15 protein-coding genes are annotated in these 14,652 nt (G+C 41.5%); 14 read left to right on the top strand and 1 reads right to left on the bottom strand.

Annotation, left to right across the window (positions count from 1 at the left end; all coding sequences use genetic code 11):
* Positions 1-68: 68 nt before the first annotated feature.
* Entirely contained in the window at positions 69-581 is a 513-nt protein-coding gene (locus AC4HAN_RS03095) for an NAD(+) diphosphatase (RefSeq protein ID WP_491091141.1), read from the bottom strand.
* A 188-nt stretch (positions 582-769) separates the two neighbouring features.
* On the opposite strand from AC4HAN_RS03095, the gene truB reads away from it, so the two are divergent.
* From truB to AC4HAN_RS03025, 14 genes are all read left to right on the top strand, one after another.
* Positions 770-1,651, top strand: coding sequence for a tRNA pseudouridine(55) synthase TruB (gene truB, locus AC4HAN_RS03090; protein ID WP_491091140.1), 882 nt, complete (start codon positions 770-772; stop codon positions 1,649-1,651).
* A gap of 27 nt (positions 1,652-1,678) precedes the next feature.
* Positions 1,679-2,599 (top strand): bifunctional riboflavin kinase/FAD synthetase, encoded by a 921-nt coding sequence (locus AC4HAN_RS03085; protein ID WP_491091139.1) that lies wholly within the window; start codon positions 1,679-1,681, stop codon positions 2,597-2,599.
* A 56-nt stretch (positions 2,600-2,655) separates the two neighbouring features.
* On the top strand, positions 2,656-3,072 hold the full coding sequence (locus AC4HAN_RS03080; RefSeq protein ID WP_491091138.1) for a Spx/MgsR family RNA polymerase-binding regulatory protein: 417 nt from the start codon (positions 2,656-2,658) through the stop codon (positions 3,070-3,072).
* On the top strand, positions 3,062-3,343 hold the full coding sequence (locus tag AC4HAN_RS03075; RefSeq protein ID WP_491091137.1) for a UPF0223 family protein: 282 nt from the start codon (positions 3,062-3,064) through the stop codon (positions 3,341-3,343). Before AC4HAN_RS03080 ends, AC4HAN_RS03075 begins: the two co-directional genes overlap by 11 nt.
* Entirely contained in the window at positions 3,333-4,091 is a 759-nt protein-coding gene (locus AC4HAN_RS03070; protein WP_491091136.1) for an inositol monophosphatase family protein, read from the top strand. Before AC4HAN_RS03075 ends, AC4HAN_RS03070 begins: the two co-directional genes overlap by 11 nt.
* Positions 4,092-4,145: 54 nt before the next feature.
* A complete protein-coding gene (locus AC4HAN_RS03065; protein WP_491091135.1) occupies positions 4,146-5,459 on the top strand; it encodes an RsmF rRNA methyltransferase first C-terminal domain-containing protein in 1,314 nt (437 codons plus the stop codon).
* Between the two features lie 92 nt (positions 5,460-5,551).
* Positions 5,552-6,415, top strand: a complete 864-nt coding sequence (locus AC4HAN_RS03060) for a phosphate ABC transporter substrate-binding protein PstS family protein (protein WP_491091134.1) — start codon at positions 5,552-5,554, stop codon at positions 6,413-6,415.
* A gap of 97 nt (positions 6,416-6,512) precedes the next feature.
* A complete protein-coding gene (pstC, locus tag AC4HAN_RS03055) occupies positions 6,513-7,448 on the top strand; it encodes a phosphate ABC transporter permease subunit PstC (RefSeq protein WP_491091133.1) in 936 nt (311 codons plus the stop codon).
* A complete protein-coding gene (gene pstA / locus AC4HAN_RS03050; RefSeq protein WP_491091132.1) occupies positions 7,438-8,325 on the top strand; it encodes a phosphate ABC transporter permease PstA in 888 nt (295 codons plus the stop codon). The genes pstC and pstA overlap by 11 nt, the downstream gene beginning before the upstream one ends.
* A 10-nt stretch (positions 8,326-8,335) precedes the next feature.
* A complete protein-coding gene (pstB, locus tag AC4HAN_RS03045; protein WP_491091131.1) occupies positions 8,336-9,139 on the top strand; it encodes a phosphate ABC transporter ATP-binding protein PstB in 804 nt (267 codons plus the stop codon).
* A gap of 11 nt (positions 9,140-9,150) precedes the next feature.
* Positions 9,151-9,912: a phosphate ABC transporter ATP-binding protein PstB gene (pstB, locus tag AC4HAN_RS03040; protein WP_491091130.1), complete on the top strand. Its 762-nt coding sequence runs from the start codon at positions 9,151-9,153 to the stop codon at positions 9,910-9,912.
* Positions 9,913-9,939: 27 nt separating this feature from the next.
* Complete coding sequence (gene phoU, locus AC4HAN_RS03035; protein WP_491091129.1) at positions 9,940-10,593, top strand: phosphate signaling complex protein PhoU; 654 nt, start codon at positions 9,940-9,942, stop codon at positions 10,591-10,593.
* Between the two features lie 42 nt (positions 10,594-10,635).
* On the top strand, positions 10,636-13,182 hold the full coding sequence (locus tag AC4HAN_RS03030; protein WP_491091128.1) for a M1 family metallopeptidase: 2,547 nt from the start codon (positions 10,636-10,638) through the stop codon (positions 13,180-13,182).
* Between the two features lie 719 nt (positions 13,183-13,901).
* Positions 13,902-14,444, top strand: coding sequence for a hypothetical protein (locus tag AC4HAN_RS03025; RefSeq protein WP_491091127.1), 543 nt, complete (start codon positions 13,902-13,904; stop codon positions 14,442-14,444).
* The last annotated feature ends 208 nt before the right edge of the window (positions 14,445-14,652 follow it).

Genomic DNA, 14,652 nt, shown 5'->3' with positions numbered 1-14,652 from the left:
AGCTATTCGTTTTTATGTCAGTGACTTTAGTAATTATGAAAAAAGCAAAGCTGCTGATAAGCTTTTGCTTAGCCCTGCAATGATTGATGTGTCTTATCCAGATAGGCCAGTAAAAATTTTTCGGCTAAACTGCCGTCTTTAATTTCTTTTTTGGCTCTGTCAAAGTCAAACCAGGCCCAATCATCAATTTCACTGTTGGGAGTAAGACTGCCTGAAACAGTAACAGCGAAATTAAGCATGAGCGTGTTGGATTTTTCAAAATACTGACTCTGGTTAAAATGAAGCGATGTCACCTTAAGACCGGTTTCCTCTTTAATTTCACGCTTGACAGCTGTTTCGGCACTTTCACCTTGAGAGATGTAACCGGCAACCAAAATGTAATCCGGTCTGCTGTATTGCTTGATGAGCAGTATTTTAGTTTGATCTTCGTTTTGAACAATCATGCTGCAGGCTGTATTAAAAATAGGGAAGCGAAAGGCCTGACACTTCTCGCAGTATGGAATGAGACCCTCGTTTTCTAAGAACTTAGGCTGTAATTTTGTTCCGCATTCTGTGCAAAATTTCTGAATAGGATAAGTCATAAGAGCTCCTTTGTCCTTATTTTAACAGAAAAAACAGCTCTCGTAAATTATTCCAGGTTTTGCTGCTGCTGCTTTAAGCCTGCAGAGCACAAATAAAATTGTTCTATTAGGTAAGAGCTGTGAGTGCAGGTGGCTGCTAAAAGTTTTCAATTGGCCGGCTGTCAGCAATCTATGCTATAATAGGAATTATGATTTCAGGAATTATCAATCTCAAAAAAGAAGCAGGAATGACTTCGCATGATGCGGTCTTTAAGCTTCGAAAAATATTGCAGGAAAAGAAAATCGGCCACGGGGGGACGCTTGATCCCGATGTCGTTGGCGTGCTGCCTGTTGCTTTGGGCAAGGCGACCCGTGTTTTGGAATATATGACAGACTCCGGCAAGGTCTATGAGGGGCAGATAACCCTTGGTTTTTCGACAACGACAGAAGATGCCGGCGGTGAAATTGTTGAGAGAACGCCGGTTGATAAAAATTTAACAGCAGAAGCTGTTGATACAGCCATGTCAGCCTTTGTCGGGCAGATCAATCAGATTCCTCCTATGTATTCGGCTGTGAAAGTCAACGGCCGTAAACTTTATGACTATGCGCGTGCCGGTGAAACTGTTGAGCGGCCCGAGCGTCAGGTGACCATTTATGAATTTAAGCGTAGTGGTGATTTGATTTTTAAAGACGGTCTGTGTTCTTTTGCTTTCAGAGCTGTCTGCAGCAAAGGAACTTATGTCAGGACTTTGGCCGTTGATTTAGGAGCCAGGCTCGGCTATGCCAGCCACATGTCTTTTCTTAAAAGGACTGCTTCAGCCGGTTTAAAATTAGAAGATGCTTTGAGTTTAAATGAGATTGCTGACAAGGCAGCAGCAGGTGATTTTTCTTTTATTTTGCCCATTGAATACGGTGTTTTATCTTTGCCGCAGGCAGAATTAAGTAAGGAACAAGTTAAAGAGATCTCCTTTGGCAGACGAATCAGTCTGCTCCAAAAAGATGAGCTGCTGTCTGCCTTTTATGAAAATAAGCTTGTCGCTGTTTTAGAAAAACGAGAATCTTTTTATAAACCCAAAAAGGTTTTTCTGTAAAAATGTGCTTTAGAAAGATGATAGAAGATGAATATTTTTAGAATTCGCAGCCATAAGGATATCCGCCGCAAGGAGCCTTCAGTTTTGGTTTTAGGTTATTTTGATGCTCTCCATAAGGGGCACAGGAAACTGTTTGAGGAAGCGAAAATATTGGCGGAGAAGGAAAAACTGAAAATCACTGTGCTTACTTTTCCGGAATCTCCTCAGCTGGCTTTTTCGCGTTTCAGTCCGGAGCTGCTTAATCATATCAATTATCCCGAAAAACGTTATGCCAAGTTTGCAGAGTATGGGGTTGATGATCTTTATCTGACTGATTTTACTTCGGCCTTTGCCAAAACCAGTTCGGATGATTTTATCAATGACTATATCGATGCCCTTCAAGCCAGAGCTGTTGTTGTTGGCTTTGACTATAAGTTCGGGCACAATAAAACAGATGCTGATTACCTTAAACGCAATTTTTCCGGTCAAGTCATCACGGTGCCTGAGGTACAGTATAAACGGGAAAAAATCAGCTCAACTCGAGTGCGCCGCTTGATCAGCCAGGGAGATGTTGCTCAGGTTAATCAGCTTTTAGGCTATGAGTTTTCAACAAGAGGAATTGTTGTGCATGGTGATGCCAGAGGACGGACGATCGGATTTCCGACGGCCAATCTGGCACCTATTGATCGCACCTATCTGCCGGCAGACGGCGTTTATGTGGCCGATGTTTTGGTGGGCGAAAAACGGTATCGCTCCATGACCAGCATCGGCAAAAATGTGACCTTTGGCGGAACAGAGCTGCGCTTAGAAGCCAATATATTTGACTTTGACGGAGATATCTACGGAGAAACAATTGAAGTCTTATGGCTGGATAAAATCCGTGAAATGGTCAAATTTAACGGTATTGATGACTTAGTTAAACAGCTTGAAACAGATAAAGAATTTGCCCTAAATTGGGGAAAAGCATAGCCAAGTCACTTAAAATCTTGTATAATAAAAAGCGAGTATGAATAAAGGGGTAGGTTATGATTACCTTATTTTTATCGCCCAGCTGTACAAGCTGCCGCAAGGCAAGGGCTTGGTTAAATAGACACGATGTTGCCTTTCGAGAGCACAATATCATCACAAGCCCTTTAAGCCGTGATGATTTACTGAAAATTCTTTCTTATACAGAAAACGGAACCGAAGACATTATTTCAACCCGGTCAAAAGTTTTTCAAAAATTAAATATTGATGTGGATGAATTGTCTGTCTCTGAGTTGATCAACCTTATTTCTAAAAATCCTAGTCTGCTTCGGCGTCCCATTATTATGGATGATAAGCGCATGCAGATTGGTTTTAATGAAGATGAGATTCGGGCTTTTTTACCACGAGATTACCGCAAGCAGGAACTACGTCAGGCAACGATTAAAGCAGAAACAGAGGAAGAAGATGAGTCATAAAAACTATTCTTATCCTTTAGATTTATCGTGGAGCACTGAAGAAATAACCTCAGTGCTTTCTTTTTTAAATTTAATCGAAAAGGCTTACGAAAGCAAGGTTGAGGCTGCCCTCCTTTTAGAAGGCTACAGGACATATAAGACAGTTGTCAGCACTAAATCGCAGGAAAAGCAAATCGACCGTGAGTTTGAGAAGGTCAGCGGCTATTCTGTCTACCGTGCAGTTCAGGCGGCAAAGGCTAAAGAGAAAGGATTTATCTCTATTGGAAACTAAATTTCAATTTGCAAAAGAACTGATTTATGAAGCAGGACGCTATATTCGTGATAACATGACGCACGATTTGGTGATTGAAGAAAAGTCACGCTTTGACGATCTGGTTACCGATTTAGATAAGGCTGTTCAGGAATTAATGGTTGAACGGATTCACAGTCTTTATCCGGAGGATCATTTTTTTGCAGAAGAGGACGGTCTTGTGTCAGATATCAAGGATGGCCGTGTCTGGGTTTTGGATCCGATTGACGGAACCGTTAATTTTATCGTCCAGGGCTGCGATTTTGCTGTTATGATTGCTTATTATGAAAATGGCGTCGGTCAATTCGGACTCATTTATGATGTTATGAATGATGTTCTTTACAGCGGCGGCGGTCAATTTGAAGTGACTGCTAATGCTAAGCCTTTGCGTTCTTTTCAAGACAGACCCTTCAAGCGTTCGTTAATCGGCGCCAACAGTGCCATGTGTGCCCAAAATATTATGGGTATAGCTGATTTAGGCCGCCATACGTTGGGAATCCGCGGGATTGGCAGTGCCGGGCTCAGCATTTGCCGCGTCTTAGAAGGACGTTTTATGGCCTATTTTTCCAATATTGCTCCCTGGGATTATGCTGCAGGCAGTATCATGGGGGAAAAACTGGGCTACACTGTTCTTGATTTGTACGGTCATAAACCCGACTACAAAAGCCGGCAGATGGTCATGTTTGTTCCTAAGGCTAAATTAAACGAAATCCAAAACTATATTAAATAGTATCTTATCCGACAGGGAATTTGTCTTGGATAGGAATAAAAGTAGATTATTTATATGTCATTACCTGAAAAATTTGTAGAAAAATATCAAAACATTCTAGGAAGCGAAGCCGAAGATTTTTTCGCAAGTTTCAAAGAAGAAGCAGTTGCTGCTTTTCGAACCAATCCTTTAAAGGGCAGTCAGATTCCATTTGAGGATCCGATTCCCACTACAGCTTGGGGTCATTACGGCAAGGTTTCCGGCCGGTCTGCTGAGCATGTTTCAGGACTGGTCTATTCTCAAGAACCGGCTGCCCAAATGGTTGCCCAGGCAGCGGCACCTGCAAAAGGAATGAAAGTACTTGATTTGGCAGCGGCACCGGGAGGAAAAACGACGCACCTGCTTTCTTATCTGGATAATACGGGCATTTTGGTGAGCAATGAGATTTCTAAAAAGCGCAGCAAAGTTCTCGTAGAAAATGTAGAGCGTTTTGGTGCCAGAAATGTCATTGTTACCAATGAAAGTCCTCAAAATCTGGCGCAAACCTTTGACCATTATTTTGATCTTATTGTTTTAGATGCACCCTGCTCGGGTGAAGGAATGTTCCGAAAAGACCCGTCAGCTATAAACTATTGGCATGAAGATTACCCGGCAGAATGTGCCGAACTTCAAAAAGAGATTCTGCAGGAAGCTGTAAAAATGCTGGCTTTTGGCGGCAGTTTGCTTTATTCAACCTGTACTTGGGCGCCGGAAGAAAACGAGGATGTTGTCCGCTGGCTGCTCTCACAGTATGATTATCTGGAGCTGGAAGACATTCCCAAAATCAATGGTATGACCGAAGGCATTGATATGCCAGAAGCTGCCAGGATGTATCCCCATCGCTTTAAAGGGGAAGGCCAGTTTGTGGCTAAGCTTCGGGATAAACGGCCGTCTCAGCCCTCTGCTCTGTCAAAAACTGCTAAGACGCATTTGAAAAAAGATCAGGAAAAACTCTGGAAGACCTTTGCTGATAAACATCTTAAAGTTAAATTAGAAGGTCTATACCAAACCTTTGGCAGCCAGCTTTATTTACTACCGCAAGGGCTGCCCGACCTGTCCAAATTGAAGATTGCAAGAAACGGCCTGCATTTAGGGACCTTTAAGAAAGACCGGTTTGAGCCGTCTTTCGCCCTGGGGCTGGCATTGAAAAAAGATGAGGTGGTACAGTCTCTTGAAATTGATGTAGAACAGTTTGAAATTTACGCTTCCGGAAATGTTCTGCCCCTCTCGCACGATTATGAAAAGGGCTGGTATCAAATTCTTATAAATGGGAATGGCTTGGGTTTTGCCAAGGTAACAGGCAACACGCTAAAGAATTATTTTCCTAAAGGGCTTCGTTTTCAAGTATAAATGTTATAGAATACATTTTTAAAAAATTTTACAATTGCAAACCGTTTCATTTATTTTATTGTTATAATTGATTAGGAAAGGAAAGCAAGTAAATGAGAAAGAAAAAAATAGTTTTATCCTTGGTACTGGCCGCGGTCAGTCTGAGCTTAGCAGCCTGTTCCAGCTGGATTGATAAGGGACAGTCGATCACCAGTGTCGGCTCAACAGCCCTTCAGCCCTTAGTAGAGGCTTCTTCAGATGAGTTTGCTCAGTCTAATTTAGGTAAAACTATCAATGTCCAAGGCGGCGGTTCCGGTACAGGACTTTCGCAGGTGCAGTCAGGTGCTGTTCAGATTGGCAACAGTGACCTTTTTGCCGAAGAAAAAGACGGAATCAATGCCAAAGAGCTGGTTGACCATCAGGTTGCAGTTGCCGGAATTGCTGTTATTGCCAACAAAAATGTTAAAGTTTCAAATTTAACTGTTGAACAGCTGCGAAAAATTTTTACCGGTGAATATACCAACTGGAAACAAGTCGGCGGTCAGGATTTAGAAATTTCGATTATTAACCGAGCTGCGAGCTCCGGTTCTCGGGCAACCTTTGACAGTGTCATCATGGACGGAAAAGATGCCAAGCAAAGTCAGGAACAAGATTCCAACGGTATGGTAAAATCAATTGTTTCACAGACTCCGGGTGCGATTTCCTATCTGGCATTTGCTTATGTTGATCATTCAGTAAAATCGATACAATTGAATGGTTTTAAACCAACTGTAAAAAATGTGACCACCAACGACTGGCCGCTTTGGTCTTATGAACACATGTATACCAAAGGAAAAGCCAAAGGTCTAACCAAGGAATTTTTGGAATTCATGATGAGTGATGAGGTGCAAAAGAGCATCGTCCCTCGAATGGGTTACATCTCTGTTAATGACATGAAAGTTGTTAAGAGTGCAGACGGTACTATAATAGCTAAATAATAAATGATACAAGTGAAAGGCGTAAAAGCTGCTTAGCCGAATTGCTCAGCTGCTTTTATTGCTTTTCAAAGTTCTTATCTTGATGTATGGAGGAATCATGAAAAATCAAGAACTGGTTAAAAAGCTGACATCCCCTTCTAAAAATTCCCGCTTAGAAAAATTCGGTAAGACAATTACCTTTTGCTGTCTGGCTTTGATTGTCCTTATCGTTGCAATGATTCTTATTTTTGTTGCTCAAAAAGGTCTGTCGACTTTCTTTGTGGATAAAATCAGTCCTCTCAAATTTCTTTTTGGGAAGGAGTGGCAGCCTAATGTTAAAGGACCGGACGGAAAACCCTTGCTGGGAGCTCTGCCGATGATCTTAGGATCTTTCATCGTTACCATTTTATCCGCTTTGATTGCAACACCTTTTGCCATCGGAGCAGCAGTTTTTATGACTGAAATTTCGCCTAAATACGGTGCTAAAATTCTTCAGCCTGTTGTAGAGCTGCTTGTTGGGATTCCATCTGTTGTTTATGGTTTTATCGGTTTGCAGGTTGTCGTACCTTTTGTCAGAACCTTATTTGGCGGCACAGGATTTGGTATTTTGTCCGGGGTCTTTGTTTTGTTCGTTATGATTTTGCCGACGGTAACCTTTATGACTGTTGACAGTTTAAAGGCTGTTCCAAGGCACTATAAGGAAGCCAGTCTTGCTATGGGGGCAACCCGCTGGCAAACGATTTGGCGTGTTATTTTAAATGCAGCAAAACCAGGTATCTTTACCGCAGTCATTTTTGGAATGGCTCGTGCCTTTGGTGAAGCCTTGGCTATTCAGATGGTTGTCGGAAATTCAGCAGTCATCCCGACTTCTCTGACAACACCTGCGGCTACTCTGACGTCTGTTCTAACAATGGGGATCGGAAATACAGTCATGGGAACCGTTCAAAATAATGTTCTTTGGTCGCTGGCCCTAGTCCTTCTGATTATGAGTTTGGCCTTTAATATGCTGATGAAATTTATTACGAGGGAAGGTAAGAAAAATTATGCACGCTAAACAACTGGATAAATTAGTTACTGGTATTTTATATACTATTGCCGGTATTATTATTGCGATTTTGGCATCGCTCCTGCTTTTTATTCTTGTTCGGGGCATTCCAAGCATTGACTGGCACTTCCTGACAGGCCGCTCATCTTCTTATGAAGCCGGCGGCGGTATCGGCATTCAGCTTTATAATTCCTTCTTTCTTTTAATAGTAACACTGATTATCTCCATCCCTTTGTCGTTGGGAGCTGGTGTTTATCTGTCTGAGTATGCTAAAAAAGGCCGCCTGACAGATTTTATCCGTACCTGTATTGAAATCTTGTCTTCTCTGCCATCTGTGGTTGTCGGTCTGTTTGGCTATTTAATTTTTGTTGTGCAGTTTCAATATGGCTTTTCAATCATTTCAGGTGCTCTGGCGCTGACCGTTTTCAATTTACCGCAGATGACGCGTAATATCGAAGACAGTTTGAGAAATGTCCATCACACTCAGCGCGAAGCTGGTCTTGCTTTGGGTATCTCTCGCTGGGAAACAGTGCTTCATGTCGTTATTCCTGAAGCACTTCCCGGTATTGTAACTGGTATTGTACTTGCTTCCGGCCGTATTTTCGGGGAAGCAGCAGCACTGATTTATACAGCAGGTCAGTCTGCGCCGGCTCTGGATTGGGGAAACTGGAATCCGCTCAGTACAACGAGTCCGATTTCAATTTTCCGTCAGGCGGAAACCTTGGCTGTCCATATCTGGAAGGTTAACAGTGAAGGAACGATTCCGGATGCAACTAAAGTATCTGAAGGCAGTGCGGCAGTTTTACTTGTTTTTATCCTTATCTTTAATGTGTCAGCACGCTATATTGGTAAAAAACTGCATGCTAAGCTGACCTCAGCAGCCTAAAGGAGGACAAATGGCAGATTATAATTGGAATGAACGGCATATTATTACTTTCCCGGAAGGGAACCTTGCTTTGTCAACCAAAGACCTGCACGTCTATTACGGTGACAATGAGGCTATCAACGGGATTGATATGCAGTTTGAAAAGAATAAAATTACAGCTTTAATCGGTCCGTCAGGCTGCGGTAAGTCGACTTTTCTCCGCAGTCTCAATCGAATGAATGATACTATCGATATTGCCAAAGTAACCGGAGAAATCATGTATGAGGGGATTGACGTCAATGCTCCCAATATCAATGTTTATGAAATGCGCAAGCACATTGGCATGGTTTTCCAAAGACCGAATCCTTTTGCTAAATCGATTTATAAAAATATCACATTTGCTTATGAACGTGCCGGTATCAAAGATAAGAAAGTCTTGGATGAAATTGTTGAGACTTCTCTAAAACAGGCGGCGCTTTGGGAGCAAGTTAAGGATGATTTGCATAAGTCTGCTTTTACTCTTTCCGGGGGACAGCAGCAGCGCTTGTGCATCGCTCGGGCGATTGCGGTGAAACCTGATATTCTTTTAATGGACGAACCGGCTTCGGCTCTTGATCCAGTGGCAACAATGCAGCTGGAAGAAACGATGTTTGATCTAAAGAAAAACTATACGATTATCATCGTAACTCACAACATGCAGCAGGCTGCCCGCGCCAGTGATTATACAGCCTTTTTCTATTTGGGAGATTTGATTGAGTATGATACGACAAATAATATTTTCCAGAATGCGAAATTAAAATCAACCAGCGATTATGTGTCCGGACACTTTGGATAGAAAGGAAAGCGATGACAGAAGAACCTATTTTAAAAGTAACTGATTTGTCTGTTTATTATGGTAAAAAGAAAGCACTTAATAATGTCTCCATTGATTTCTATCCTAAGGAAATCACTGCTTTGATCGGTCCGTCAGGGTCCGGCAAATCAACTTTGCTGCGTGCCATCAACCGCATGGGAGATATCAATCCTGAAGTAACTGTCACAGGTTCTATTATGTACAATGGACACAATATTTACAGTCCGCGGACAGATACTGTAGAGCTGCGCAAGGAAATCGGTATGGTTTTCCAGCAGCCCAATCCCTTTCCGATGACCATCTATGAAAATGTTGTTTACGGCTTGCGTTTAAAGGGAATCAAGGACAAGAAAGTTCTTGATGAAGCTGTTGAAAAGTCTTTAAATGGTGCTTCAATTTGGGATGAAGTTAAAGACCGCCTGCACGATTCGGCCATTGGTTTGTCCGGCGGGCAGCAGCAGCGCGTTTGCATTGCCAGAGTTTTGGCAACCAGCCCGCAGATTATTCTGCTGGACGAGCCGACTTCAGCCTTGGATCCTATTTCGGCAGGAAAAATCGAAGATACCCTGTATGATCTGAAAAAAAGGTATACGATGATTGTCGTTACGCGTTCCATGCAGCAGGCTTCGCGTATTTCAGACCGAACCGGCTTTTTCCTTGCCGGAGATTTGATTGAGTACGGCAATACCAAAGAAATGTTTTTGAATCCACAGAAAAAAGAAACCGAAGATTACATTACAGGTAAGTTTGGATAAAAGTAACAATAGAAAAGAGATGAGAAAATGTTAAGATCGCAATTTGAAGAAGAATTAGATAAATTACACAATCAATTTTACGCGATGGGTACAGAAGTACTGGCACAGATCAATAAGACTGTGCGAGCTTTTGTCAGCCACGACCGCGATTTGGCCAAAGAAGTTATCGCTGATGACGATGTGGTAAATGAATATGAAACGAAACTTGAAAAAAAGTCTCTGGAAATCATTGCCTTGCAGCAGCCTGTCTCTAATGATTTGAGAACGGTTATCACTGTCCTCAAAGCTTCGAGCGATATTGAACGAATGGGAGACCATGCTTCGTCAATCGCTAAGGCGACTATCCGCATGAAGGGCGAAGAGCGTCTGCTTGATGTAGAAGAAAAAATCAGTGAAATGGGCAAGGCTGTTAAGCGTATGGTAGAGGATGCCTTGAATGCCTATATCAACGGTGATGACAATAAAGCCTATGAAATCGCAGCAACGGATGAAGTGATTGATAATTATTTTAAAGATATCCAAAATCTGGCAGTCGAAGAAATTAAGCAGACACCAGATGCTGCTTTTGCGGGCAAGGAGTATTTCCAAGTGCTGATGTACCTGGAACGAATCGGTGATTACGCACGGAATATCTGTGAATGGATTGTCTATCTTAAAACTGGAAAAATCATTGAATTATGATACAATAATAATTTAGAAATTTTGAAATAATAAGGGAGATACATGGAATCTGTAGAACACTTTATTGAAAAGTTTGTGCCTGAAAATTATAATATTTTTCTAGACATTAACCGCCAGCAAAGAACTTTCTCCGGTAATGTAGCCATTAACGGAGAAGCACTTGACAATGTGATTTCGCTGCATCAGAAAAATTTGACGATCAGCTCTGTTCTTTTGGATAATACTGAGTTGGTTTACGAACTGGACAATGACCGTGAGGCTGTTCATATTGAGCTCCCTGAAACCGGCAGCATGACTCTGGTATTGGAATTTGCAGGTAAGATTACAGATAATATGACAGGCATCTATCCTTCTTATTATACTGTTAACGGGATTAAAAAGGAGATTGTTTCAACGCAGTTTGAAAGCCACTTTGCCCGTGAAGCATTTCCAAGCATTGATGAACCGGAAGCAAAGGCTACCTTTGATTTAGCACTGAAATTTGATCAGGAAGAGGGCGATATCGCCCTCTCTAATATGCCCGAAATTAACGTCAGCCGCCGTGAGGAAACTGGGGTCTGGACCTTTGACACAACCCCAAGAATGTCTTCATATCTTTTGGCTTTTGCTGTTGGCAGTCTTCATGGGAAAAAGGCTCGCACAAAGAATGGTACAGAAGTGGGTGTCTTTGCAACTGAAGCCCAAAACAGCGACTCAGTTGATTTTGCCTTAGACGTTGCTGTTCGTGTGATTGATTTTTACGAAGGCTACTTTGGCGTTAAGTACCCAATTCCGCAGTCTTATCATCTGGCTCTTCCGGATTTTTCTGCCGGGGCTATGGAAAATTGGGGACTGATTACCTACCGAGAAGTTTATCTCTTAGTTGACGACAATTCAACAGCAAGCAGCCGCCAGCAAGTGGCGCTTGTTATTGCTCATGAGCTGGCTCACCAATGGTTCGGTAACTTAGTTACCATGAGATGGTGGGATGATCTTTGGCTTAATGAAAGTTTTGCCAATATGATGGAATACGTCGCTGTCGATGCGATCGAACCCAGCTGGAATATTTTTGAGGACTTCCAGACAAGCGGTGTTCCGCATGCCCTCAAACGTGATGCGACAGATGGAGTTCAGTCTGTGCATGTCACTGTTAATCATCCGGATGAGATTAATACCATCTTTGATGCAGCCATTGTCTATGCTAAGGGAAGCCGCTTAATGCACATGCTTCGCCGATGGCTGGGAGATAAAGACTTTGCCGCCGGCTTGAAGAATTATTTTGAAAAATATCAGTATGCCAATACTGTCGGACGCGACCTCTGGAATGCGCTGTCTGCTGCTTCCGGCAAAGATGTTGCCGGTTTTATGGATGCTTGGTTGGAACAGCCGGGCTATCCTTTAGTAACATTGTCCGTCCAAGATGACAAACTTCGTATTTCGCAAAAACAATTTTTTATCGGTGATTATGAAGAAGCTGGACGTCTTTGGCCAATTCCGCTTAACAGCAATTGGTCCGGTCTGCCTGATACCTTGGAAGAAGAGACAGTTGAAATTCCTAACTTTAGTCAGCTGTCTGCTGCCAATAAGGATAAAGGGCCTCTGCGCTTAAATACAGACAATACTGCTCACTATATCAGTAATTATGATGGTCAGCTTTTAGAGGCTGTTCTGGCGGATTTTGACCGTCTTGATCACACTTCCAAACTTCAGATTATTCAAGAGCGCCGTCTGCTGGCAGAGAGCGGTCAGATTTCTTACGCTGAACTGGTGGCGCTTTTGTCAGGCCTGTCAGCTGAAACTTCTTATATGGTCATGTCGGCAAGCCATCAGTTGGTAGCCGGTATCGAAAGATTCTTAGAAGAAGGCAGCCAAATCGAAGCAGATTTTAAATCCTTGGTTCGTGATGTTTATCAGGCTAATTATCAGCGCCTCGGTTTTGAAAAATCAGATCAGGAGAATGACGAGGATGAGATGGTTCGTCAGATTGTCCTGGCTAATATGATTTATGCCGATGATCCTGATGCTAATGAAAAAGCGCAGGCGCTTTTTGAAAGGCACAAAGGCAACATCGAATCTATCCCGGCTGCAGTCCGGCTCGCTGTCTTGACCAATCAAATCAAGCATGCTGAAACGGATGACTTGGTAACGCTTTATTTGGATACTTATGTGCTGACCAACGACGGGAATTTCCGCAGACAGTTAGCCGGTGCTTTGGCACAAACAAAATCACAAGCAACGCTTGAGAGGATTTTGAGTCAGCTGAAAAATAAAGATGTCATTAAACCTCAGGATCTGTCGCTCTGGTACAGGCTTTTCCTCAGTGAACCTTTTACTCAGGAAGCGTTCTGGACATGGGCGCGCAGTAACTGGGAGTGGATTAAAGATACGCTTGGCGGCGACATGAGTTTTGACAGCTTTGTCATTATTCCGGCCAATATCTTTAAAACCAAACAGCGTTTAGAAGAATATAAAGCTTTCTTTGAACCACAGTTGGATAATTTGGCTATCAGCCGGAACATTACGATGGGAATCAAGGAAATAGCAGCCAGAACAGACTTGATTGAAAGAGAAAAAGCTGCAGTTTGGCAGGCTGTTACAGGTCATTTTTGAGGGGCTGAGAAACTTGAAAATAAGATCAGCTAAAACAGATTTTATTGGCTTATTGTCAACTGTAGTGGATGGTTTATTTTAATGTATTGAGAAGACCAAGTTGGTTTTCTCTTTTTTGATACTCAGAGTGATGAGAATCATAAAATTTTCTAAAGCTAAGGACTTTTTTATATCCTTGATGAAACTGCTGATTGCCTTTGATTTAGCCTTAGAACGAGTCTATTTTCAATTATTTTTAATTTGTTTTCGATATCTGAGAAAGACCTTAAGATGTCTTCAGTAAAATCAAAGAATTGGACTTTTGAAAAAGTACTGAGAATAAAGTTATATGCTTGAGGAAAAATAGAAAGTATGGTAGGATGAGACAAAAGCGGGAAGATAAAAATGATATTGAATATGAAACCAAGCGTTAAAACGCTAGAAGGCAAGCACGATTTTTAAAAATAAAATATTTATAAAGATTTTTGCTGTGTCCCAGCTGTACTACTGCAGAATTATTCTTCTGGGAGGTTGCTATGAGTAAAAGTAGGCTATTTACATCTATATTTATCCTATTAATTGATATATTTTTGTTAATTTGGGGATTGAAAAATAGCAATGCTATATTAGTAATTGCTGGAATAATAGGCTTAGGGATTTTTATTTCTTATTTTAGGAAGGAGTAGCAATATGAAAATGAAACGAAATATCTTTGGTTTTATGGTGTCTTATTATACAGTATGATTTGTTTTATCATTGCAAATACCACATATGCAGATACATATAATATTGATGGTTATACAGTATCACAAAATAATAACATTATTTCTGTTACTGATAGTCAAACAGGATTATCAGCATATTTAGACATTACTACAGGAACACTGACTGATATTGATGGTACTGTGTCTAATGTTGAAGTTAATAATAATCATGATTATATTCCAGATGTTTCTAATGGAAATTCATATTCCAGAGCAACTACCGGTTTTCGCCGAGGAGCATGGAATTATGTTACATCCACGACGTATAATTTAGGATATGTTCAATCTGTACAAGCTGCCATGCTTAAAATTATGGCTCTTGTTGCCGGTCCAGCAAAACCATTTATAAATGCTGCAGGTGCAGGTTTAGGATTAGCTGCGGCGGTTAATAAAAATGTAACTGTAAAACTTAGTCAGTATTACGATCCGGCTCAACCTACAAAAATAAAAGAAGTTGTTGTTACTTATGCTAATAGCAAACAAATTGGTTCAACTTCTTACGTACGTAATATTTATTAGTTTTAAAATCTTTTTGCTTAATAATTATTTGAAAGTTCTTTGTAAAACTGGGACACTTTTTAGATATTATAGAGTTCAAAAGATTGGATCCTGTATATTTGGATTCAATCTTTTTATTTGGCACAGTGTCAAGTCAAGTGCAACAAGTTCATGGATAGACTAGGATGCCATTGTTTAGGCTGTTTGGGCTAGCCCAAACAGAAATTTT

This window comes from Streptococcus sp. ELY_86 (assembly GCF_058314495.1).
The sequence above is the reverse complement of the archived record's forward strand: the minus strand, read 5'-3'. Positions and strand labels throughout refer to the sequence as shown.